The following is a 22,387-nucleotide window of genomic DNA, read 5'->3' as shown; positions in this document are numbered from 1 at the left end:
AACGAGGAGAAACCAATGACCCTTCTGAAAACGTTGCTCAGTACGATTGCGCTAGGTGCCCTGACTGCCACGGCCGGCTTGGCCCAAGAGGTGACAAATGACCGTTTCAAAGAAGTGCTGGAGCGCGGCGTGCTGCGCGTCGGCGTTCAGGGCGCATTCAAACCCTGGGCCTATCGGTCGCCCGAGGGCGCCGTTCAGGGTATCGAAGTAGACCTTGCGCAAACCGTCGCGGACCGGATGGGCGTAACGCTGGAAACGGTGGTGATTTCCTCGGCCAATCGCATGGAATTCTTGCAGCAGGGCAAGGTTGACCTGCTGATCGGCGCCATGTCCGACCGCCCCGACCGCCGCAAGATCGTTGGCATCATCGAGCCTGCTTACTGGACGTCCGGCCCGACGCTTATGGCCAAGACCGGCGCGATCTCGTCTTGGGATGATATCAAGGGCAAGCCGGTCTGCGGCAAGCAGGGCGTGTTCTACAACAAGATCGCCGAAGTCGAATTTGGCGCGAATGTCGTGGCCTTTGGCGGCAACACCGAGGCCAAAGAGGCGCTGCGCTCGGGAAAATGCCTGGCATGGGTTTATGACGACACTTCGATCGCGGCTGACATTGCCAGTGGCGAGTGGGAAGGCTATGAAATGCCTGTCGATACTGTGTTTTCCAACCCTTGGGGGGTTGCTGTGCCTCTCGAAGAAAAGGACGGCATCTGGGGCGCATTCATGTCCGGCATGGCCTACAACTGGCACAAAGACGGCACTTTGATCGCGCTCGAACAGAAGTGGGGCGTCAAGGCGTCGCCGTGGATCGCCGCGCTGCATGACCAACTGCAGTACGACAATTCCTATCTGGACAATTGATGACAACGGGGGGGGGGCGTTGCCCCCCCCCATCCGACTGACAGGATGACATCCGTGCTGGACCTTATCGCGCCGTTCTTTGAACGGCTTTACGACACCACCGGGCTCAACTTCTCGCCATTTTACGATTCCTACGACTGGGGTCGGTTGAAAGAGGGGATGTGGGTTTCGATCAAACTTATCACGGCGATCATCGCAGTTTCTCTGGTGATCGGTGTGATAGGTGCAGGGGCGCAGACCTCACGCCTGAAGGTGGTGCGCTGGATCGTGGCGGCCTATATCGAGATTTTCCGCAACACGCCGCCCATCGTACAGCTGTTGTTCTTTTACTTCGGGCTGGGCGCGATCACCCCGCAAGTGGATATGGGCGGCTGGTACGAGCCCATGATCGGATCGTTCGGTTGGGCGGTCATTGCCATCGGCATCTTCGGCGGCAGCTACAACGTCGAGATTTTCCGCTCGGGCATCGAGGCGGTGCCGGAATCGACGAAAGAGGCAGCAGAGTCGCTGGGGTTCTCCGGGTTCAAGATCTTTGTCTATGTCACCTTCCCGCTGGCCCTGCGCATCTGCCTGCCCGCACTGACCAACAACATCGTCTCGCTCGCCAAGACCTCGTCGCTGGCCTATGTGATCGCGGTCCCCGAGATCACATACTCGCTGAGCGGCATCTGGTCGGACAGCGTGAACGTGCCGGAAATGATGCTGTTCCTCTTTGCCTATTACATCGTTCTGATCGCGATCATCGCGCGGATCATGACCGTGATCGAACGCAAACTAGCACTGCCGGGGTATGGGCAATGATGTCAAACTGGACTGTTACCCGTCTGACGTGGCGCGCGCCTGTGCTGGCCGCCGGGCTGTGCCTTGTCGCCACATGTGCCGCGATGGCACAGGACGGATCAGCCGCACGCCCTTCGGCGCTGGCCACGCTGGCGATCTGGGTGCCATTTATCCTCAAGGGGTTCGGGTTGAACCTGCTGATGAGCGTTCTGGCCATGGCCTTTGCCACGGTCACCGGGGTGATCCTGGGCTTTATGCAGATCAGCCCCCTCGCCCTGATCCGGGTGCCTGCCAGGCTGGTCACGAACCTGTTCCGCAACTCGCCTTGGTTGGTGATCCTGTTTGCGATCATGTTTCTTGTGCCGTTCCAGATCACCCTGCCGGGCGGTGACAAGGTGATGATCCCCGACTGGCTCAAGGCCACTTTCGGTTTTGCCTTGCCAGTTATGGCGAATGTCTCGGAAATCCTGCGTGGTGCGGTGGCGTCGATCCCGTCGGGCCAATGGGAAAGCGCCGAGAGCCTTGCCTTCAGCCGCGCCCAGACGCTGCGCCATATCATTCTGCCGCAATGTATCCGCCGGATGCTGCCGCCGTGGATGAACTGGTACGCACTGCTGACGCTGATGACCCCGATGGCTGCAATCCTTGGCGTCAACGAGGCGCTTGGCAACACGCAGGCAGCGATGGAGGCCGCAGGCGCGCGCCCCGAGTTCCTGATCCCTTTCTACCTGTTCCTGATGACGATCTTCTTTGTCTTCATCTATCCGATATCCATCTACACCCGCCGGCTTGAAAAACGCTTCGCCGTCGGGTCCTGACAGGAGATTTCACCATTATGTCCTCCACCGAAAACTGGACCCCAGCGCAGCCGATTGTATCGTTGCACGGTGTTCACAAGAGCTTTGGCAGCCTTGAGGTTCTCAAAGGCATAGATATCGACGTCATGAAGGGCGAGGTGATCTGTATCATCGGCCCGTCGGGATCGGGCAAATCCACCTTGATCCGCACGATCAACGGGTTGACCCCGATCAGCAAGGGATCGGTCAAGGTCGAAGGGCTGGAGGTGCACAGCGCCAAACTCGACAAGCTGGCGCTGCGGCGCAAGGTCGGCATTGTGTTCCAGCAATACAACCTGTTCCCGCACCGCACCGTTTTACAGAATGTGATGATGGCCCCGCTTCTGGTGCTCAAGGAAAACCGCAAAGAGGTCGAGGACCGCGCCCGCGCCCTTCTGGCCAAGGTCAAACTGAAGGACAAGGAAGACGCCTATCCGGCGGAACTGTCAGGCGGTCAGCAACAGCGTGTCGCGATTGCCCGCAGCCTGTGCATGCGGCCCGACGTGATGTTGTTTGACGAAGTGACAGCCGCGCTTGACCCCGAAACGGTCAAAGAGGTGCTGGTGACCATCAAGGATCTGGCGATGGACGGGATGACCTGCATGTTGGTCACCCACGAGATGGGCTTTGCCCGCGAAATTTCCGACAGGGTCTACTTCACCGATGCCGGTCGCATCGTGGAAAGCGGCCCGCCCTCGCAAATCTTTGAAGCACCACAAGATCCGCGCACGCAGGAATTCCTGTCCAAGGTGCTCTGATCCCTATTCTTCGCGACATTTGACACACGGACGGGTCGGACCGGCCACGTCTTAACCGGAGTTCATGCTATGGCCATCCAAAGCCCCATCCGCGCCAAAGACCCGCTGCTGCAACCGCTCAAACTGAAAAAGCTGGTTCTGCGCAACCGGATCATGAGCACATCGCACGCCTGCGGACTGGAGAAAGACGGATTTCCGCAAGAGGCCTATCAGGCCTATCACGAGGAAAAGGCACGGGGCGGCATTGGTCTGTCGATGTTCGGCGGATCGTCAAATGTAGACATAGACAGCCCGAACATCTTTCAGCAACTCAATGTCGGAACCGACCAGATCATTCCGCACTTTCAGCGCTTTTCTGAGCGGATGCATGCGCAGGGCGCGGCTTTGATGTGCCAGATCACACACCTTGGGCGGCGGGGTGATCCTTATGCGCAGGACTGGTTGCCACCAATCGGCCCGTCCCCTATCCGCGAGACATTGCACCGTGGTATCCCCCGCGAGATGGATGAGCACGACATCGTGCGCGTCGTCAAAGCCTATGGTCAGGCCGCGCGACGCTGCGAGGCCGGCGGGCTTGACGGGATCGAAACACTGGCCTCAGGGCACATGATCGGACAGTTCCTGTCCCCCAAGACCAATCACCGCACGGATCGGTTTGGCGGATCATTGGAAAACCGCGTGCGCTTTGCCTTGATGGTACATGATGAAATCCGCCGTAATGTCAGCGCCGATTTCATCGTCGGCATGCGCTATGTGGTGGACGAGGGCATCGATGGTGAATTGTCCGCAGAAGAGTGCCTGGCGGCGGCACAGATTCTTGAGCGTGAAGGCGCGGTTGATTTTTTCAATGCGCTGTTCGGCTCGATGGATACCTCGCGGTCGCTGTCAGAAGAGGTGTTCCCCGGTATGGGCATGCCTGCAGCACCTTGGGTCGCGGCAGTCGGCCGTTTCAAACGCGCGGTGAATCTGCCGGTTTTCCACGCGGCGAAATTGTCCGATATGGCCTCGGCGCGCTTTGCCGTCTCTGAGGGGCATGTGGATATGGCGGGGCTGACCCGCCCGCATATCACAGACCCGCATATGGTGGCCAAGCTGATGCGCGGAGAAGAGCACCGGATCAGACCCTGCGTCGGGGCCGGTCATTGCCAGTCGCAGCACCGCCCAAAATGCCTGCACAACGCATCGACGGGGCGCGAACTGACCATTGGTCACCGGATCGAGACCACGCAAAAGCCGCGCAATGCAGTTGTCGTGGGCGCGGGCCCCGCCGGGCTGGAAGCGGCGCGCGTATTGGCCGAGCGCGGCCATAATGTACGCCTGTTCGAAGCGGCCGCACAACCGGGCGGTCAGGTGCTTTTGGCGGCGGCAGACTGGCGGCGCGATCTGATCGGGATCATTGATTGGCGTCTGGCCGAACTGGAAATCTTGGGCGTCGCGGTGGAATGCAATCGTTACATGGACATGGACAGCGTCGCAGCGCTTGATCCCGATCTGGTCATTCTGGCGACGGGCGGCATCCCGCAAACCGAATTTGGGATCGGGGATGATCTGGTGCAATCGGCATGGGATATCGTCGGGCGTCAAGTCAAACCCCTTGGGGACGTTCTGATCTGGGACAACACAGGCCGACACCCCGCGCTGCTGGCCGCTCAGGTGGCACAGGCCGAAGGCGCCAATGTGCGCCTGACAACCATTGATGTGAACATCGGTCAGGATCTTGTCTATCCCGAGTCAACGCGCTGGCACAAAGAGTTTGCAAAATCGGGCCTGCGCCCCGAAGGCAACCTCCGGCTGACCGGCGTCACACGCAAAGGCAATAAGCTAGAGGCAGTTTTGATGAACGAGCTGACCCATGACATCGAACAGCATCTCTATGATCAGGTGATTGTCGAAATGGGCACGATACCGATGAACGACCTGTTCCAAGGGCTTCGCGGGCAATCGGCCAATGACGGGGTCACCGACCTTCACGCGCTCAAGAACCTTGAACCCCAGCCCGGAAAAGGCAAAGGCTATGAACTGCACCGCATTGGCGATGCCCAATCCTCACGCAACATCCACGCAGCGGTTTATGACGCGTTGCGTCTTTGTTCGGTGGCTTAGGCCCGGTGGGCGGCCCGACGCCGAGGGTCGCAGAGACCGCAGATCTGCCCGCCCCGCCCGGCGTGATTGTCACGCCCGAGGCGGCGCGGCTTTGAAGTTTGCCCGGCATATCTCAGAGCAGAAATGAAAGGGGTCGCCCCGAAAGTCCGCGAGACCCGGTCCGGTTTGACCGAGACCGTCATCCCGCAGACCGGGTTCTTTGTCATCTGGGTTCCTGTCGAAAGAAATCGCTGTCCCGCAACCTCTTTTCAGCCCCCCAAGGCAGCAATCACCGCCGCCGTGATCTCTTCGGTCGAATTCTGGCCGGGGCGCGTGCCGATCCCCTGCCCTGTGACCGCCTCGACCGCCCCCAGCACTGCCTCTGCCGCCGCCGCCTCGCCCAGGTGTTCCAGCATCATCACCCCGGACCAGATCGCGGCAATCGGATTGGCAATGTTCTTACCCGCGATATCGGGGGCTGACCCATGCACCGGCTCGAACATCGATGGCGCGCTGCGATCCGGGTTGATATTGGCCGAGGCCGCAAAGCCAAGCCCGCCCTGAATAGCCGCCCCCAGATCGGTCAGAATATCGCCAAAGAGGTTCGAGGCCACCACCACATCCAGATCCTGCGGCGCCATCACCATCTTGGCCGCCATCGCATCAATATGCATATGGCTAACGGTCACGTCGGGATACTCAGCGGCCAGCTCGCGCGTCACCTCATCCCAGAACACCATCGAATATTTCTGCGCATTGGATTTCGTCACCGATGTCAGATGCTTGCGCCGCGCGCGTGCCTGCTCGAACCCGAACCGCAAAATCCGCTCCACTCCGGCACGGGTAAAGACCGAGGTTTCGACCGCCACCTCGTTCGGCATGCCCTGATGCACCCGCCCCCCGGCCCCGGCATATTCGCCTTCGGTGTTCTCGCGGATACACAGAATATCGAACCCATCCGTGCGCAACGGCCCCTCGACCCCAGCCAAGAGCCGATGCGGACGGATATTGGCATATTGATTGAACGCCTTGCGGATGGGCAGCAACAGACCATGCAGCGACACCGCATCCGGCACGCTCTGCGGCCAACCAACCGCCCCCAGATAGATCGCATCGAACCCGCGCAGATAGGCAATACCATCCTCAGGCATCATCGTGCCTGTCTCATGGTAATAGGCGCAGGACCACGGCAAGGTTTCGGTCCTGAGGTCAAAGCCAAAGCGCGCACCCGCCACCGTCATCACCCGCATCGTGGCGTCGGTTACGTCAACGCCGATACCGTCACCGGGGATCAGGGCAAGATTATAGGTCGTCATGTCAGCCTCCTTGGCAGGTCATAGGTCGATCAGAACCGATTTTACTCGGCGATTGGCAAGATAGGCCTCGCGCCCCAGATCCTTGCCCAGCCCCGAGGCCTTCCAGCCTCCGGTCGGCAGGATATGATCGCACGAACGGCCATAACGGTTGATCCAGACGGTCCCGGCCTCAAGCCGCTGCGTCACCCGCATGGCCCTTGACAGATCCCGCGTGAACAGCCCCGCACACAGACCGTAGGTCGGGTGACGGGCAAGGTCCACCGCCTCTTCTTCGGTCTCAAAAGTCTCCAACGTGGCGACGGGACCAAAGATCTCCTCGGTCACGGCAGGATTGCCGCACGCGCCCCCCGCAATCAATGTCGGCTGGTAAAAACTGCCCGCCCGGTCAAACCTTTGCCTCCCACAGAGAACCTCGGCCCCCTGCCCGACAGCCGCCCTGACAAGACCGTCAATCCGCGTCAATTGCCGCTCCGAGATGATCGGGTAAAATCCCGGCACCACCGCATTGCCCGCCGCCAGCGCCGGCCCCATCGATGAAATGGCCTTTGGGCAGCGACAATTGACCGGGGTCAAAGGCAAAGGACATGCAACACCTCTTTTGCGTGTTTGTGGGGGAACTATCCATCGCCGGGCGCACACAAAACTGCCGAATGCCCAAGACTTGCGGCAGAATGCGCTGCGCAACAGCCAAACAGAGGCAGAAGGTTGCGCCTCAGATGGAAAATGACGATAGGTCTTTCAGAGATGACATCGGATCTTTCCGTCGAGACCAAAGCAGGCTGTCATGTATCACACAGAGAGGGCCCGGTTTGAACCCAGAGTGACTGATGCTGCGGGCTGCAACAATGGCAGCTTTTGCGGGATGGATAATAAGTGTATCGACTTCTAACTGGTTATATAGCATTATTGATATAACTGGTTAGATGTTGGTAGACCGATGGACCCTGTAAGAAACCCATTCGCGCCCGGCGCGGGCTCACAACCACCGGAGCTTGCCGGTCGAGATGAAATTATCTCAGACGCAAACACTGCTTTGAAGAGAATGCTGGTTGGCAAGCATGCGCAGTCACAAATGCTGCTTGGACTACGCGGGACAGGCAAAACCGTTTTGCTCAACACTATCGAAAACGCAGCCGAAGAAAATGGCTATCTAACGTCTGTTATCGAAGCCCCGGAGGACAAACCACTTGCCGAGCTTTTGTACCCAAAGATGCAGCAAGTGCTCCGAAAGCTGTCGTTGATAGAGAATGCCAAAGCAAAAACGCACGCCGCAATGAAGGCTCTGAGAAGCTTTGCAAGTGCATTCAAAGTACAGATCGGCGATTTATCAGTTTCCGTCGACCCAGAACCAGGCGTAGCGGATAGTGGAAATCTCGAATACGATCTTCCTGACATGTTCGTCGCGATTGGGCATGCCGCAAAAGCAGCTGGCAAGGGATGGTGCCTCCTCATTGATGAAGTTCAATACCTCAAATCAGATGAGCTTGCGGCGCTCATTGTTGCTATCCATAAGGTTGGTCAAAAACAGCTTCCAGTCATCTTTTTTGGCGCGGGGCTTCCACAGCTGGCTGGTCTATCTGGAGACGCTAAATCATATGCGGAACGTCTCTTTTCTTACCCAAAAGTTGGGGCTCTGGATGACGAAGCTGCCGTAAGAGCGGTGCAAGGACCTATAAACGAAGAAGGAGAAGAGATAACCGACAGTGCCCTGAGTGAAATCTACAAAATCACTGAAGGTTATCCATACTTTCTGCAAGAGTGGGGCTTCCAGACTTGGAATACTGCTGACGGGTCACCCATTGATGTTAATGACGTCAACAATGCCACCGTCAATGCTCTGAAGAGACTGGATGACGGATTCTTCCAAGTCCGGTTCGACAGGTTAACACCAAAGGAGCGCGAGTACGTGATCGCGATGGCAGAACTGGGCAAGGGCCCTTATCGCTCCTCAGAGGTCGCCGAACGTCTAGGTCAGCCTCCTTCCAAGCTCGGTCCTCGTCGAGCACAAATTATCGACAAGGGCATGATTTACAGTCCTCAATATGGCGACATAGATTTCACTGTCCCAATGTTCGACAATTATCTTCGGCGGAATTGGAAACTAAGCCGCTGAGAAAAGTTCAGGTAGGCAGGTTTCGGGTGCAGGTAAGGGTCCGCCACACCGCCCTTCCCGCATTATGCAACGAAAGACCGCTCAGGTGGCAGGAAAACGATCTGCCAATAATGGAAAACCAAGCGCGCGACGTCCCAAGCTGGTGCATTGAAAACCAGGACTTTAAGTCGAAACGCTGTGTGCGGCCGGAATACAGCAGACCTATGTGGCACTGACCCTCACCGCCCAAGAAATGCGCTGACAGGCGCCGGTCTGACCGGCGACTGGCTGCGCAACCGTCCAACCTCGGACACCGGCAGACCGGCATGGCCTGCGATCACCTCTGCCGCCGCCAGTTGACAATAGCGCCCCTGACAGCGCCCCATGCCGACCCGGCTCAGGGATTTGGCGCGGTTCGCCTCTGGTCCCGACCAATCGACCGTCGCCCTCAGCGCCCCCGCGCTGATCCCTTCGCAACGACAGAGCACAGTATCATCCGGCAGGGCGCGCGCCATCTCCGCAGGCCAAGGAAAGGCGCGTTGCAGCGCATTGGCAAATCGCGCCATCCGGCGCAGACGCCGCAAATCTGGCATCGGATCAATCGCCCTGTGCCCCATGTCCTTCAAACAGGCCGTTGCCGCCAGACGCCCCGCCGCCTCAGCCGCATCCGCCCCCAGCAACCGCGCCCCATCCCCTGCAAGATAGACCGCCTCTGCCGCGCGTCCCATCTCGTCAATTTTCGGAAGCCATTGGGCATAGCCCGCGTTCCACTCCAACGAGGCACCCGCCAGATCCGCCAGATGGGTCTCGGCCCGCAAATGCCAGCCAAGCACCACCGCGTCGCAGGGGCTAATCCGCGCCTCTCCGCTCGCAGTCCGCCAATGCAAGGCAACCGGGCCCGTCGCATCGGTTTCGATCCGGTCAAGCCGCACCCCGGCATGATAACACCGCCCCAACCGCGCGCGCATGATCGCCCCGCGCAGAGTCACCCAAGGCCGGGCAAGCGCCATGCCCACTGCGCCCCGCATCTGCGCGCTTATGGGTGCGGTATCCAGCACCGCCTCGACGCGGCCCCCGGCCTTGATCAGTTGCACCGCAACAAGCGTCAGCAGCGGCCCCGACCCAGCCAGCACCATCCGACGCCCCAGCGCCACACCCTGCGCCTTGAGCGCAATCTGCGCCGCCCCAAGGGTATAGACCCCCGCCCCCTGCCAGCCCGGCAGCGGAACGACCCGGTCCATCGCCCCGGTCGCAAGGATCAGCCGATCATAGGCAAGGGTTATGGCTCCCTCCGGTCCCAAGAGATGCGCCATCCCGTCCCGCAGGGCAAGAACAGAGGTCTGGCTGTGGAAACTCACCCGGTTCTCGGCCACCATCCGGTCAAACGCCGCATGCACCGCCTCGGCCTTGCCTGCCTCTGACCCGTAGAGCGTCCTGAACGTACGGTCCAACCGCACAAACGTACGGCGATAGATCTGCCCCCCGGCACGAATGCCTTCGTCCACCACCACCGGATGCAGCCCCGCCCGCACCATGGTTTCTGCCGCGCGCACCCCTGCAGGCCCCGCGCCAACGATCAAAATCCGGCTCATTGCCTCCGCCTCGGCTCGGGCCAGCCTTCGGGGGTCGTGGACCTCAGCCGCATTCCTTCAATGATTTCAGTGGTGCAGGCCCGCAAACGCGGCCCTTCCTCCTGCCAGATCCAGCAATCCTGACAGGCCCCCATAAGGCAAAACCCGGCGCGCTGCTCTGGCCCGCTGTCCGACGGCCTGAGAAACCGCCCAGACATCAGGATCGCGGTCAGAACCGTATCCCCTTGTTTTGCATCCATAATTTTTCCATCAAAGTGAAATGTTACCGACGCCCGCCTCTCCTCGGCCAACCGTTGGAACCGCCCCGCGCCACTCATTCCGCGGCCTCTGCAACCTCTGCCAGACGCGGCAGGTCGGGAAAACGGGCACAGGTTTCGGCAAAGGCTTGCTCGACCCCCGCACGCCCGGACCGCCCCTCTGTCATGCGCCGGAATATTTCCGTCTTGGTGAAGAACCGCCAATGGATCGGCAACCCCATCAGAATCTCGGTCAGCCGGTCATACGCCTCCGGCGTCCACCGGCGCTCATACCCCTCTCGCTCCGGTCCGAAATGGAACGGACCGTCATGGCGCGGTAGGTAAGCGCGTCGCCTTTCTGTCGCGCCCTCATCCACGCGGCCCCCGTCCATCACGACACCATAGTCATTATATGCCGCATTAACAGAGACATAGCCGCAGGTAACATCGCGGGCTACCCGCCACGGTTCGCGCTCTTGCGGCGCGCCGCGCCCGCCTCCGCCTGCTGATCGTATTTGCAATACGTCCCCCGGCTGCAACACCGCCGTATCAACATTGCCCAAACGCCGCTCCTCCGCAGTGCCCGGATTAACCACCATATCCGACAGGCCTGCCGCTCGTCCCCCAAGGACGCCCCATGGACGAAAGAACGACCGATCCCGATTGCGCGCCGTGATCCGCGTATCGGGGGCGAAAACCCGAAACGCCATCTCGGTCGCCAGCCCGCCCCGCCAGCGTCCCGCCCCACCACTGTCCCGCGCCAGCCCATAGCGCAGAAATTCGACTGGTACTTCGGTTTCGGTGATCTCGATGGGCGTGTTCTTGAGATAGGCCGCATCCGCCCCCGACCCGTTGGTGCCATCGCGGTGCGGCATGCCCCCGCCGCCGCCGACCACCGGGTTGACCGCCGCAATCACCGTTTTCCGGCTGCGGTCGTCGCGGGTCATCACGTTGATTATACAGTTATTTCCGGCAGGTGCCGCAGGCATCCTCTCAGGAATGGCTTGGGCAAATGCACCAAAAATCACCGACCGCAGCCGTGCACAGGTCAAGGACCGCATACCCACCGCCGCCGGGGCAACCGGATTGAGCACCGTGCCTTCGGGCGCGATACAGGTAAAGGGCCGGGTCAGACCAGTGTTGAGCAGAACGCGCGGATTGAGCGTGTAGAGCACATAATAAACCCCCACCAACAGGATGGTATGCCGAGGATCACCCCCCGAAGGCACGTTGAGCGATGAGCCCAATTGCGGGTCCGATCCAGTGAAGTCCAGAACGGCGCTATCGCCCCTGATCCGCAGGCTCAGCTTGAGTCGGCAGGGGTTGGCATGATCGCTGTCCTCATCGGCATAATCGGCGAAAATGTAGTCACCATCGGGAATCTCCGACAGGATCGCCCGCGCTTGCGCCTCGGCCTGATCCTTGAGAGCGGCCACCCCCTCGAGAAACCCCCGGCGGCCAAAGCGCTCGATCATCGCGTGAACCTTGCGTTCCCCGGTGTTAAGCGCCCCCACCAAGGCCTTGATATCCCCGATATTCAGCGACGGCTTGCGGACATTGACCTCCATGATCCGCATGATCATATCGTCAAATTCACCCTCTCGAACCAGTTTCATCGGCGGAAAGCGTATGCCCTCTTGATGGATCTCGCTCAGAGAGCGTGACAGCGACGCAGGCACAGCCCCGCCCATATCGGTATTGTGGATGTGCCCCCCTGTCCAAGCAACGATTTCGCCCTCGGCAAAAACCGGCTTCCACAGATGGGTGTCGGGCGCATGGGTTGCGACATGACCGGAATAGGGATCGTTGGTAAAGGCCACATCGCCGGGGCGGTAATCCTCCACCATGTTGATCACCCGACCATAGGTCAGCCCCGGATACCATGTCGCGCCAAGTTCCATCGGTACAGCAAAGGTATCGCCCCCCCGGTCCATCAGCATGACGGTAAAATCCTGAGTTTCCTTGACAAAAGCGGAATGCGCGGTGCGGTGCAGGGTATGGGCCATGTTCTCGGCGGCGGCACGGGCATGGTTGGCCAGCACCTGAAGGGTCATACGGTCAAACATCGGCGCGCTCCGTCAGGCTGAGGTGAATGTTGAGATGGCTGTCAACGCGGGCCTTGGTCCCGGCGGGGATGACAAAGGTTGTATCCTCCTGCGCCACGATGGCCGGGCCGTCGAATGTGCCCCCATCCGAAAGCGACGCACGTTCAAAGAGTGGCACCGCGCACCAGCCGCCGTGAAACACCTGAACCTCCCGCGCAGGGGCAACCGCTTGCCCCGTGCCCGGGACCGTAGGGAACTCGGGCTTTGGCCCTGCCCCCACTGCCGACAGGCGCAGATTGACGATCTCAATCCGCGCGCCCGGATCCGCAAAATCATAGATGCGTCGATGCGTGTGGTGAAACGCCTCGGCAATGCGATCAGGCTCTGCAAGCCAGTCCGGTTCCAACATCACCTCGATCTCATAGCTTTGGCCTGCATAGCGCATATCCGCCGACAGGATTAGGTCTGCTGCCCCGACATGACCCTGCGAAATCAGCCAGTTACGGCCCTCGCGGCTCAGGTCCTGAAACACCTGCCTGAGCGCTCCGACAGTCTGTTCGTCCAACTCGGCAAACACCGTGCGGATGAAATCGCCCCGCAAATCGGCCACCAACCCGCCCAAGGCCGAAACGACACCGGGCCATCGTGGCGCCATGACGCGCGCCAGCCCCAGTTCCTGCGCAAGAAACGCGCCCAGCATCGGGCCACCACCGCCGAACGGCATCAGCACGAAATCCCGCAGATCGACACCTGCGCGCGAGGACAGCTTTTCCACCTCAACGAACATCTCGGACACGGCGATATCGAGAATGGCTTGGGCGGTCTCTTCGATCTGCCGCCCCAACCGTTGAGCCAGATCGCCCACGACGGCCTGCGCGCGCCCGACATCTATCTGCAATTGGCCATAGGCCATGCCGGAATGCCCCAGCCAGCCACAGACCGCCATCGCATCCGTCACCGTGGGGGCGGTGCCGCCGCGCCCGTAACAGGCAGGCCCCGGCAAGGAACCGGCAGATTCTGGGCCCACCCGCAGCACCCCCTGCGCGTCGATCGAGGCGATAGAACCACCGCCGATGCCGATCGAACTGACCGACACCGAGGGGATATGTAGCGGAAATTCCCCGATTTTCTCATCAGAGCCAAACTGTACCGTGCCATCGACGATCAGGGCGAAATCCGCAGACGTGCCGCCAATATCGAGGGTCAGAACATGCCGTTCACCGGCCTGCCGAGCCAACCACGCCGCCCCCATCACCCCTGACGCACTGCCCGAGAGCAGCATCGAGACGCAATCGCGGCGACCTTCGCTGGCCGTCATCACGCCGCCATTCGACTTGGTCAGCATGGCCCGCGCCGGAACAAGTCGGCGCGTCAACCGCTCTTCGAGCGCGGTCAGATAGCCTGAGACACGCGGATGCACATAGCCGTTGAGGATCGCCGTGGACGTCCGTTCATATTCGCGGATGACCGGCCATACCTCGGCTGAGGTAAAGACAAACAGATCCGGCGCCAGCCTCTCGATTTCCGCCTTGATCGCCTGCTCCTGCGCCCCGTCCCGCCAACTGTGCAACAGAGCGACAATGATCCCCTTGGCCCCGGCGGCCTTTGCGGCCTCAACCGCACGGGCAACCTCTGCGGCGTCGGGGGACAGGGTTTGAACCCCGTCCGCGCGCAAACGCACGCCGATGCCAAAGATCCGGTCGCGCGGGATCAGCGGATCCGGCCTGTGACAAAAGAGCGAATACATTTCGGGCATCCGCAAACGCGCCAATTCGATCACATCCTCAAACCCGGCGTTGGTGATCAAGGCGAGCTTTGCCCCCTTACGCTGAATGATCGTATTGATGCCCACCGTGGTGCCATGCACAAACCGGGTGATCGCGGTGGGATTCAGCCCCTCGCTCTCGGCCAAGAGATCGAGTCCGGTCAAAAGCTCGGCCCCGGGATCATCGGGCGTTGTCAGCACCTTGAGCGATGCAATCCGCCCCGAGCGCGTTTCGAGCGCGCAGAAATCCATGAAGGTGCCGCCGATATCAACGCCGATCTTCCAGTCTGCCTCGGCCAGATGCGGGGGGGTCATGCCATCCATGTCGGGTCTGCCTTTTCACTGGGGATGTCCTTGGCCCGGATCCGACCAGAAAACCGCCCCATGGTCCAAGACGCATGGCATGCCCATGCATAAGCACGACTTATAGTATCTGCTGACAGACACTGCGGATCTGCCCGCGCAACATATCCTCGGCGCGCGACAGCGCCGCCCCACGCAGGGTCAAGAGTGAAAGCGGCACCCGCGGAGCCGCCGCCAGCGGACGCACCACGATGCCTTCAAATTGGCCCCAAGGCAGCAACGCATCGACAACCGCAACCACAAGTCCCGCTTGTACGAAACCGACCGCCGTGATGGACACGTCTATTTCCAACTCGGGCAGGAAACGGGCCTGCGCCCGACGCGCGGCCTGATCCAACTCGTCATGCGGGCGGGTGGCCCCCCGATAAGAGATCACCGTTTCCGCCTCCAGATCGGCAAAGGTTATCTCGTCTTGCAGGGCGAGCGGATTATCCTGACGCAAAAGACAGCAAAAGCCAGTTGCGCCCAACGGTTCGACCTCGATGTCAGGCGGCAGGTGATCGTCCAGCGCCAGAGCGAGAGCAATGTCGCCCGCCCGCAACATCGCGACCAACGCGGCAATTGGCGCAACATTCGAGCGCAACAGAATATCCGGGTGATGCGCGCGAAACCCGGCCATAACTGTGGGCAGGATCGCCATGGCCGGAGGGGCCGACGCCCCAACCCGCACCAGCCCCGCCCGTCCCAGCCGCAAATCCTGCGTCTTGCGGCGTAACCCTTCAAGACCGGCAAAGAGTCGCTCTGCCTCGGGATAAAGCTCGATCGCCTCTGGGGTGGGTCGCAAACGGCCTTTCTCGCGGTCAAACAGGCGAAATCCCAGTTCGCCCTCGCAGTGAAGCAGGATCTGGCTCAGCGCTGGCTGCGAGATGTGCAGCATCCGCGCTGCCTCGGTCACGGTTCCAGCCCGCATCACCGCAGTAAAGACTTCAAGTTGACGCGCGCGCATGGCACCTCCATAGGCCGGACTTATGGGCACATCCCCTTCCCGTCTTTGACGGGGCCGCCTGATCTGCGGTCTTATAGCCCCAAAGACGCGGACAGGACAGGAGAGCGGAATGGATGTGATCATTCTGGGCGGCGGGTTGATGGGCTGCTCTGCCGCCTATTTCCTCGCGCGCCGAGGTATCCGCACCCGTCTCATAGAACGCAGCGCGATCGGAGCGGCGGCGACCGTCGCCTCGTTTGGCAACATCCGTAGGACCGGGCGTTATCTGCCGCAACTGCCGCTTGCGCACAGATCGCTTGCCCTCTGGCGGGACGCAGAACGGATGCTTGGGCGCGATGTGGAATTTCGGGCAACGGGACATCTTCGGCTGATCTTTGACGAGCACGGGCACACGGACATGCGTCGCTATGCAGCAGAAGCCCGTCCTTGGGGGCTGGACATAGAAGAGTTGGACGCCACTGACCTGCGTCGCCGCTTTCCCGGCCTCGGACAGGACGCCATTGGTGCATCTTTTTCGCCCGAGGACGGATCGGCCAATCCGCGCCTTGTCGCCCCGGCCTTTGCGGATGCCGCAGCACGGCTTGGCGCAGAGATATTGCCCCTGACGACCGTGCGCTCCGTGTGCGCGACCAAGGCCGGATTCGCCGTTGTGACCAGCCGGGGCGCGTTTGAGAGCGCCATATTGCTCAACTGTGCCGGCGCGTGGGGCGCGGGCATCGCCGCGCAATTCGGAGAGGAGGTGCCGCTTGCGTCCTATGGCCCACAAATGGGCGTGACCGAACCCTTGCCGCAGCGCATCCTGCCGGTGGTCGGCATGTGGTCGCGCGAGCATGGCAGCTATTTGCGCCAGGTCGCGCGCGGCAATATCGTGTTTGGCGGTGGGGTACCGCGCGCCGCCGTCGCGATGGAGCCGGGTCATGCGTCTGCGACCCCCGGCAGATTGGCCGCGCAACTGCGTTCGGTGGTCCAATTGCTGCCCGCTTTGCGCGATGTTACGGTCATTCGCCAATGGTCGGGCTGTGAGGGGTATATCGACGATGGCCTGCCTGTCATTGGCGCCTCGGGCCTGCAACCCGGCCTCTTTCACGCCTTTGGCTTTTGCGGGCATGGGTTTCAGTTGGGGCCGGGGGTGGGCGATGCTATGGCAGAACTGATCACAACGGGGCGGTGCGAGACACCGCTCGACCCGTTCCATATCGCGCGCTTTGCCAAATGACTTTAGAATCCCGCCACCTTTCCCCATTGCGCCGCATCAAAGCGCGCCAGCCGATATTGCGCCGTCTCGGTGATCGGAGTGCGCCCCAACAAGAGGTCGGCCACCAGATGCCCCACCCCCGGCCCGATCCCGAACCCATGCCCCGAGAGCCCCGCCGCAAGCGTCAGCCCGGCGATACCGATGTCTGCGTCAATCACCGGCACGCCGTCGGGGGTGCTGTCGATATAGCCCGCCCAAGTTGCCTGAACCGGTACATCTCGCAGCGCCGGCAGCAAGGCGCGCGCGCGGCGCAGGGTTTCCCGGATCAACCGCTCGGAGGGGCGAGGATCAAGGATACGCATTTGCTCCATCGGGGTTCGATGATCCAGCGCCCATTTGCGCCGCGTCTCGAACCCGGCCTGCCACGCCTGCGGACCACCGGGCGACAAGACGCGCCATCGGTTTGCGAACATCGGCAGGAATTGGCGGGCACTAAGGATCGCCCCCGGTGTCGGATCAAGGTTTGCACGCCCCGAAATCGCCAAGGTATGCCCCCCATCGCCACGCCGCGTGACCGAGACGGCAGACGTGTGCAGCGCTGCTGGCAGGCCCTCTGCGCCGGGGGCCACCGACAGGATCGAACTGCGCACCGACGCCTGAGGAAAGCTGATGCCGGATTGATGCAGAAAACTTGCAGCCCAAGCGCCACCGCTCAGCACCAAATTCTTGGTCCGGATCACGCCCCGTTCGGTGATCACCGCCGACACCGCGCCGCCAGAGGTCTCAATGCCCCGCGCCGCACAGAATTGCAGCACGGTGCCACCATGCTGCATGACACCTTTGGCAATCAACGGTGCGGCGCGCGACGGATCGGCGGTGCCGTCAGTGGGCGACCAGACGCCGCCCATCCAAGGCTTGCCCGTGGCCTGCCCGCGCTCCGCAGCTTCAGCCGCACTCAGCATGTGGGTATCCACGCCTTCGCCGCGCGCAAATCTTCCCCATCTGTCCCAGCCGTCTATTTCTGCCGGGTTATCCGAGAGATAGAGCAACCCGCAGCGGCGAAACCCCAGATCCTCGCCGATATCCGCTGCCATCTCTTCCCAAAGGCGCAAACTGACCGTGGACAGTGGCAATTCGCGCGCGTCGCGGTTCTGCTGACGGCACCAGCCCCAATTGCGGCTGGTTTGTTCCGCCCCGACCCGGCCCTTTTCCAAGAGAACGACACGCTGCCCTGTGCGTGCCAGCCAATAGGCCGTGCTGACCCCGATGATCCCGGCACCGATCACCACGCAATCGGCGTGGTCTGGCAAGGTTGTGCTGGTTTCGATCTGCATCAGGGGGGCGGGCATTGAATCCTCCGGTCGTTTTCCAGAGCTTAGGCCAATGCCCTCAGATGCTTGTGCCGGATCGCCAATACTTCGCGGCATTTCCTGTCGAATGTGGTTGACACGATGATCCCTCTGGCTTTCACAGAAAGGACACGGCCGTGAGATCCCAAAAGGTGACAGTATGACATCTGGCTACAAACTTGACCGGATCGACGTAAAGATCCTCGCCGAGTTGCAGCGCAATGGCCGGATCACCAATGTCGAACTGGCCGATCTGGTGCACCTGTCGCCTTCGCCCTGCCTGATTCGCGTCAAGAAATTGCAGCAGGCGGGCTATATCGTCGGCTACACCGCCAAGATCAACGTGGCCAAATTGGGCGAGACCCTGACTGTCTTTACCGAGTTTACCCTCAAGAACCACCGCCAGATCGATTTTGCCCGCTTTCAAGAGGCGCTGGAAAAGATCGACAGCTGTGTCGAATGCCATCTGGTGTCCGGTGGCTATGATTATCTCGTCAAATTCGTGACCGCCAGCATCACCGATTATCAGGACATCATTGAGACGCTGATTGATCGGGACGTGGGTATCGACAAATATTTCAGCTTTGTCGTGATCAAGACGCCCTTTGTAAAAACCCAGATTCCGCTAACCCGCCTATTTGGTGATAAAGTCTGAGCGCGCCTGTCACCGTTTGGCGAACTGCGCGACCAATGCCGGGTCTTGCTCCAGCCCCGCGAGCCATCCGGTATCAAGCTGCGGTACCGAGGAGATAAGCAGCCGCGAGTAAGCATGGGTTGCGTGCTCGGACATGTCGGCAGCGGGCAAAGCCTCGACCACTTCGCCCATCAGCATCACCAAAACATCGTCGCAAATCGCCTCGACTGTCGAGAGATCGTGACTGATGAACAGATAGCTGAGGCCCAGCCCCCGTTGCAATTCCTTGAGCAAATCGAGGATTGCCGCCGCAACCACCGTATCGAGCGCCGAGGTGATCTCGTCGCAGAGGATCAGATCCGGCTCGGCAGCGAGCGCACGGGCGAGATTGATCCGTTGCTTCTGCCCTCCCGACAATTCGCCCGGCAGGCGGTGGCGCATATTGGCAGGCAGATGCACCATGTCGAGCAATTCGATCACCCGCGCCTCGCGCGCGGCCCCTTTCAGCCCGTGATAAAAGGTCAGCGGACGGCCCAGAATATTGCCTATCGAATGGGTCGGATTGAGGGCTGTGTCGGCCAATTGAAACACGATCTGGGCACGGCGCAATTCTTCCTTGGAACGATCCCGGAGCGCGCCACGCACGTCTTGGCCACCCAGCAGGATATTTCCCCGATAGGGCGGCAGAATGCCCGCGATGGCGCGCGCGAGGGTCGATTTACCCGACCCAGATTCGCCGATAACTCCCATATTCCGCCCGCGTTCCAGGCGGAAATTGATGTTCTTGAGAATCTTGAACGCGGGTTCCCCATTGTGAATGGTGCCGTAACCCGCATGCAGATTGGTCACTTCAAGAATGGGCAGCTTGGAGCGGGCGTCCGACTCGGTCACAACGGATGCATGCGGCACCGGATCGAAGGCGGCGACAAGTTCCTTGGTATAGGCATGGGTAGGCGACCGCAGGATTTGATCCGTGTTGCCCTGTTCCTGTATCTCGCCACCGCGCAGCACGATCACCCGATCCGCGATCTGCGCCACGACCGCCAGATCATGGCTGACATAGACCCCAGAAATTCCGCCCGTCTGCATAACCGATTTGAACGCGCGCAGCACCTCGATTTGCGTCGTGACATCCAGCGCCGTGGTCGGCTCGTCGAAAATCACAAGACTTGGACCGCCAATCAGCGCCATCGCTGCCGAGAGGCGCTGTAACTGCCCGCCCGACACTTGATGTGGGTAACGTACGCCAATCGTCTCTGGGTCTGGCAGGGCGAGGGCACGAAAGAGTTCGATCGCCTTGGCCTCAGCCGCACTGCGGGACATCAGCTTGTGAATGGCGTTGATCTCGACCACCTGATCCATGATCCGTTTCGACGGGTTGAACGCAGCCGCCGCCGATTGCGGAATGTAGGATACCTTGGTGCCTCGCAACCGGGCGCGTTCGCGTTCTGTCATGGCGGTGACTGTGTCCTCCCCGAGGGTGATCGTGCCGCCGTTGATGGCGCAGCCGCTGCGCGTATGCCCCATCAACGACAGGGCGATCGTCGTCTTGCCCGAGCCGGATTCACCGATCAAGGCAACGATTTCGCCCGGAGCGACATCAAAGCTCACGTCCTTGATGATCTCCACCTTGCGGCCTGAATCCGTTGTGGCCCCGATCCGCAGATCCCTGACGGTTACAAGTGGCGCGGCGGTCATCATTCGCTCCTGTCGCGTATCTTGCTGGGCAGGTTATCGATCAGCATGTTGACCGAGATGGTCAGCGAAGCGATGGCAATCGACGGAAAGATCACCGCCGGCGCCCCAAGGCTCAGCCCTTCGATATTCTCGCGCACCAGCGCGCCCCAATCGGCATAGGGCGGCTGCACCCCGAGGCCGAGAAAGGACAGGCCCGAAAGCACCAGCACGATAAAGACAAAGCGCAGTCCAAGGTCAGCCAACACCGGGCCCAGAATGTTGGGAAATATCTCGCGCAGGATCAGATAGCCGGTCTGCTCGCCCCGCGCCCGAGCCACGGTGACGAAATCCATCGTGTTGACATTGACCGCCAATGCCCGCGCAAACCGATAGGAGCCGGGCATATAAATCGCCGCCAGCGTCAGCACCAGAATCGGGATCGACGATCCGACCGCCGCCACAACCACCAGACCGAACAGGAGCGACGGGATGCCGTTGAACGCGTCCAGAAGCCGCGACAGGATCATGTCGAACCATCCGCCCATAACCGCCGCGATCATCCCCAAAAGGACACCGGCCGTGCAGGCCAGCACCACGGCAGAGAACGCAATGCCAACGGTATAGCGCGCGCCCATCAGGATCCGCGAGAATATGTCCCGGCCAAGGTAATCCGTCCCCATCCAGTATTCGCCGCCCACCGGGCCAAAATAATCCCAATCCACGATTTCGCCGGGGGGATAGGGGGCAAGCCACGGCCCGATCAGGGCAACCAGCGCCCAGAAGAGGATGATCAGCAGGCCAATGCGACCAACCCAGCTAAAGGAATACCCGCCGGCATTCAGCTCGGGTTGCGCCGGGGCGATGGGTCCGTCCCGCTTCATTGCCGCAACCTCGGATTTGACAGAATGGCAATCATGTCGGCCAGCGTGATCAAGGTCAGGTAGCTGACGCAAAAGATCATGGCGCAAGACTGAATAAGGGGCAAATCGCGGGTCGAGACCGCATCCACCATCAATTTCGCCACGCCGGGATAGTTGAAAATCGTTTCGACGATGATCACCCCGCCCACCAGATAGCTGAGCGACAGCGCCACCGCATTGGCAATCGGGCCAAGCGCATTGGGCAGGGCATGGCGCAGTACCATGCGCGACCGTGACGCTCCCTTGAGCAAGGCCATCTCGACATAGGGCGTGTTGATCGTGTCGATGACCGCCGCGCGGGTCATGCGGATCATCTGCGCTGACACCACAAAAGACAGGGTGATCACCGGCATGGCATAGGCCTTGAGCATCGCCGAAAGCGAGTCGACATTGGCGCCAAAACTCAATGCCGGAAGCCATCCCAACCAGACCGAAAAGACCAGCACCGCCAGTGTCGCCACCATGAACTCAGGGACAGAAATCACCGAAATCGTCATTACCGTCACGGCACGGTCGAAAAGCGAACCTCGCCACATCGCGGCCCCGATGCCGAGGCAGAGCGCAATCGGCACGGAAACGGCGGTCGTCACAGCGGCAAGTCGCAAGGAATTGACCAGCCGACCACCAACCAAGTCAGCCACCTCGATATTATTCACATAAGAGGTGCCCATGTCACCCTGCACCAGCCCTGCCAGCCACCCCAGAAACCGGGAAACAGCTGGCTCGTCCAGCCCCATCGCCGCGCGCAGCCCTGCCACGGCCTCGGGGGTGGCGGCCTGACCCAAAAGGATCTCGGCGACATCTCCGGGCAACAGCTCGGTCGCAAAGAACACCGCGAACGACACGATGATCAGCGTGAGCACCGCAATGCCAAGCCGCTGAAGGACCAGAAACCAAGGCAAGTTTGACAGTTGCAATCCGCACCTCATTGATGGATGTGGTC

The 22,387-nt window shown here is 60.8% G+C and carries 19 protein-coding genes; 8 read left to right on the top strand and 11 right to left on the bottom strand.

Going from position 1 to position 22,387, the window contains the following annotated elements; genetic code table 11:
- The first annotated feature begins 15 nt into the window (after positions 1-15).
- The 5 genes from ACN0SW_RS10010 to ACN0SW_RS09990 all read left to right on the top strand — a co-directional run bounded on the left by ACN0SW_RS10010 (position 16) and on the right by ACN0SW_RS09990 (position 5,335).
- On the top strand, positions 16-858 hold the full coding sequence (locus ACN0SW_RS10010; protein WP_417727784.1) for a transporter substrate-binding domain-containing protein: 843 nt from the start codon (positions 16-18) through the stop codon (positions 856-858).
- Between the two features lie 54 nt (positions 859-912).
- Positions 913-1,659 carry an amino acid ABC transporter permease gene (locus ACN0SW_RS10005; RefSeq protein WP_417727783.1) on the top strand — a complete coding sequence of 249 codons (747 nt, stop codon included), beginning with the start codon at positions 913-915 and terminating at the stop codon, positions 1,657-1,659.
- Positions 1,656-2,456, top strand: a complete 801-nt coding sequence (locus ACN0SW_RS10000; protein ID WP_417727782.1) for an amino acid ABC transporter permease — start codon at positions 1,656-1,658, stop codon at positions 2,454-2,456. The genes ACN0SW_RS10005 and ACN0SW_RS10000 overlap by 4 nt, the downstream gene beginning before the upstream one ends.
- Before the next feature lie 17 nt (positions 2,457-2,473).
- A complete protein-coding gene (locus ACN0SW_RS09995; RefSeq protein ID WP_417727781.1) occupies positions 2,474-3,232 on the top strand; it encodes an amino acid ABC transporter ATP-binding protein in 759 nt (252 codons plus the stop codon).
- Between the two features lie 69 nt (positions 3,233-3,301).
- Complete coding sequence (locus ACN0SW_RS09990) at positions 3,302-5,335, top strand: NAD(P)-binding protein (protein ID WP_417727780.1); 2,034 nt, start codon at positions 3,302-3,304, stop codon at positions 5,333-5,335.
- Positions 5,336-5,583: 248 nt separating this feature from the next.
- On the opposite strand, the gene ACN0SW_RS09985 is transcribed toward ACN0SW_RS09990, so the two are convergent.
- On the bottom strand, positions 5,584-6,630 hold the full coding sequence (locus tag ACN0SW_RS09985) for a tartrate dehydrogenase (RefSeq protein WP_417727779.1): 1,047 nt from the start codon (positions 6,628-6,630) through the stop codon (positions 5,584-5,586).
- A gap of 18 nt (positions 6,631-6,648) precedes the next feature.
- Complete coding sequence (locus ACN0SW_RS09980) at positions 6,649-7,161, bottom strand: aldehyde dehydrogenase family protein (RefSeq protein WP_417727778.1); 513 nt, start codon at positions 7,159-7,161, stop codon at positions 6,649-6,651.
- Between the two features lie 406 nt (positions 7,162-7,567).
- Between ACN0SW_RS09980 and ACN0SW_RS09975 the strand changes: the two genes are divergently transcribed.
- Complete coding sequence (locus tag ACN0SW_RS09975) at positions 7,568-8,743, top strand: AAA family ATPase (protein WP_417727777.1); 1,176 nt, start codon at positions 7,568-7,570, stop codon at positions 8,741-8,743.
- Between the two features lie 218 nt (positions 8,744-8,961).
- Here ACN0SW_RS09975 and ACN0SW_RS09970 read toward each other — a convergent pair whose 3' ends face one another.
- The 5 genes from ACN0SW_RS09970 to ACN0SW_RS09950 form a co-directional block, all read right to left on the bottom strand.
- Positions 8,962-10,314, bottom strand: a complete 1,353-nt coding sequence (locus tag ACN0SW_RS09970; protein WP_417727776.1) for an FAD-dependent oxidoreductase — start codon at positions 10,312-10,314, stop codon at positions 8,962-8,964.
- On the bottom strand, positions 10,311-10,631 hold the full coding sequence (locus ACN0SW_RS09965; protein WP_417727775.1) for a (2Fe-2S)-binding protein: 321 nt from the start codon (positions 10,629-10,631) through the stop codon (positions 10,311-10,313). The genes ACN0SW_RS09970 and ACN0SW_RS09965 overlap by 4 nt, the downstream gene beginning before the upstream one ends.
- The gene (locus ACN0SW_RS09960) at positions 10,628-12,616 is read right to left on the bottom strand and encodes a hydantoinase B/oxoprolinase family protein (RefSeq protein ID WP_417727774.1); all 1,989 of its coding nucleotides are present in this window, start codon (positions 12,614-12,616) and stop codon (positions 10,628-10,630) included. The genes ACN0SW_RS09965 and ACN0SW_RS09960 overlap by 4 nt, the downstream gene beginning before the upstream one ends.
- Complete coding sequence (locus tag ACN0SW_RS09955) at positions 12,609-14,684, bottom strand: hydantoinase/oxoprolinase family protein (RefSeq protein WP_417727773.1); 2,076 nt, start codon at positions 14,682-14,684, stop codon at positions 12,609-12,611. Before ACN0SW_RS09955 ends, ACN0SW_RS09960 begins: the two co-directional genes overlap by 8 nt.
- Before the next feature lie 100 nt (positions 14,685-14,784).
- Positions 14,785-15,669, bottom strand: coding sequence for a LysR family transcriptional regulator (locus ACN0SW_RS09950; RefSeq protein WP_417727772.1), 885 nt, complete (start codon positions 15,667-15,669; stop codon positions 14,785-14,787).
- Positions 15,670-15,778: 109 nt separating this feature from the next.
- Between ACN0SW_RS09950 and ACN0SW_RS09945 the strand changes: the two genes are divergently transcribed.
- The gene (locus ACN0SW_RS09945; protein ID WP_417727771.1) at positions 15,779-16,885 is read left to right on the top strand and encodes an NAD(P)/FAD-dependent oxidoreductase; all 1,107 of its coding nucleotides are present in this window, start codon (positions 15,779-15,781) and stop codon (positions 16,883-16,885) included.
- Between the two features lie 2 nt (positions 16,886-16,887).
- On the opposite strand, the gene ACN0SW_RS09940 is transcribed toward ACN0SW_RS09945, so the two are convergent.
- Entirely contained in the window at positions 16,888-18,213 is a 1,326-nt protein-coding gene (locus ACN0SW_RS09940) for an NAD(P)/FAD-dependent oxidoreductase (protein WP_417727770.1), read from the bottom strand.
- 160 nt (positions 18,214-18,373) lie between these two features.
- Here ACN0SW_RS09940 and ACN0SW_RS09935 point away from each other — a divergent pair, with 160 nt between their 5' ends.
- On the top strand, positions 18,374-18,868 hold the full coding sequence (locus ACN0SW_RS09935; RefSeq protein ID WP_417727769.1) for an Lrp/AsnC family transcriptional regulator: 495 nt from the start codon (positions 18,374-18,376) through the stop codon (positions 18,866-18,868).
- Between the two features lie 9 nt (positions 18,869-18,877).
- On the opposite strand, the gene ACN0SW_RS09930 is transcribed toward ACN0SW_RS09935, so the two are convergent.
- Genes ACN0SW_RS09930 through ACN0SW_RS09920 form a run of 3 tightly spaced genes read right to left on the bottom strand, consistent with a single transcriptional unit; the run spans position 18,878 to position 22,361 of the window.
- Complete coding sequence (locus tag ACN0SW_RS09930; protein ID WP_417727768.1) at positions 18,878-20,545, bottom strand: ABC transporter ATP-binding protein; 1,668 nt, start codon at positions 20,543-20,545, stop codon at positions 18,878-18,880.
- Entirely contained in the window at positions 20,545-21,405 is an 861-nt protein-coding gene (locus ACN0SW_RS09925) for an ABC transporter permease (RefSeq protein WP_417727767.1), read from the bottom strand. Before ACN0SW_RS09925 ends, ACN0SW_RS09930 begins: the two co-directional genes overlap by 1 nt.
- The gene (locus ACN0SW_RS09920; RefSeq protein WP_417727766.1) at positions 21,402-22,361 is read right to left on the bottom strand and encodes an ABC transporter permease; all 960 of its coding nucleotides are present in this window, start codon (positions 22,359-22,361) and stop codon (positions 21,402-21,404) included. The genes ACN0SW_RS09925 and ACN0SW_RS09920 overlap by 4 nt, the downstream gene beginning before the upstream one ends.
- Positions 22,362-22,387 lie beyond the last annotated feature (26 nt).

Origin of the sequence: Roseovarius sp. (assembly GCF_048262375.1) — a bacterium.
In the GTDB taxonomy this organism is placed as follows: domain Bacteria; phylum Pseudomonadota; class Alphaproteobacteria; order Rhodobacterales; family Rhodobacteraceae; genus Roseovarius.
The sequence above is the reverse complement of the archived record's forward strand: the minus strand, read 5'-3'. Positions and strand labels throughout refer to the sequence as shown.

Bases quoted from the DNA above. Each gene is read 5' to 3' on its own strand.
- ACN0SW_RS10010 (WP_417727784.1), top strand. From the start codon at position 16: ATGACCCTTCTGAAAACGTTGCTCAGTACGATTGCGCTAGGTGCCCTG.
- ACN0SW_RS10000 (WP_417727782.1), top strand. From the start codon at position 1,656: ATGATGTCAAACTGGACTGTTACCCGTCTGACGTGGCGCGCGCCTGTG.
- ACN0SW_RS09995 (WP_417727781.1), top strand. From the start codon at position 2,474: ATGTCCTCCACCGAAAACTGGACCCCAGCGCAGCCGATTGTATCGTTG.
- ACN0SW_RS09990 (WP_417727780.1), top strand. From the start codon at position 3,302: ATGGCCATCCAAAGCCCCATCCGCGCCAAAGACCCGCTGCTGCAACCG.
- ACN0SW_RS09985 (WP_417727779.1), bottom strand. From the start codon at position 6,630: ATGACGACCTATAATCTTGCCCTGATCCCCGGTGACGGTATCGGCGTT.
- ACN0SW_RS09980 (WP_417727778.1), bottom strand. From the start codon at position 7,161: ATGGGGCCGGCGCTGGCGGCGGGCAATGCGGTGGTGCCGGGATTTTAC.
- ACN0SW_RS09975 (WP_417727777.1), top strand. From the start codon at position 7,568: ATGGACCCTGTAAGAAACCCATTCGCGCCCGGCGCGGGCTCACAACCA.
- ACN0SW_RS09970 (WP_417727776.1), bottom strand. From the start codon at position 10,314: ATGAGCCGGATTTTGATCGTTGGCGCGGGGCCTGCAGGGGTGCGCGCG.
- ACN0SW_RS09965 (WP_417727775.1), bottom strand. From the start codon at position 10,631: ATGAGTGGCGCGGGGCGGTTCCAACGGTTGGCCGAGGAGAGGCGGGCG.
- ACN0SW_RS09960 (WP_417727774.1), bottom strand. From the start codon at position 12,616: ATGTTTGACCGTATGACCCTTCAGGTGCTGGCCAACCATGCCCGTGCC.
- ACN0SW_RS09955 (WP_417727773.1), bottom strand. From the start codon at position 14,684: ATGGATGGCATGACCCCCCCGCATCTGGCCGAGGCAGACTGGAAGATC.
- ACN0SW_RS09950 (WP_417727772.1), bottom strand. From the start codon at position 15,669: ATGCGCGCGCGTCAACTTGAAGTCTTTACTGCGGTGATGCGGGCTGGA.
- ACN0SW_RS09945 (WP_417727771.1), top strand. From the start codon at position 15,779: ATGGATGTGATCATTCTGGGCGGCGGGTTGATGGGCTGCTCTGCCGCC.
- ACN0SW_RS09940 (WP_417727770.1), bottom strand. From the start codon at position 18,213: ATGCCCGCCCCCCTGATGCAGATCGAAACCAGCACAACCTTGCCAGAC.
- ACN0SW_RS09935 (WP_417727769.1), top strand. From the start codon at position 18,374: ATGACATCTGGCTACAAACTTGACCGGATCGACGTAAAGATCCTCGCC.
- ACN0SW_RS09930 (WP_417727768.1), bottom strand. From the start codon at position 20,545: ATGACCGCCGCGCCACTTGTAACCGTCAGGGATCTGCGGATCGGGGCC.
- ACN0SW_RS09925 (WP_417727767.1), bottom strand. From the start codon at position 21,405: ATGAAGCGGGACGGACCCATCGCCCCGGCGCAACCCGAGCTGAATGCC.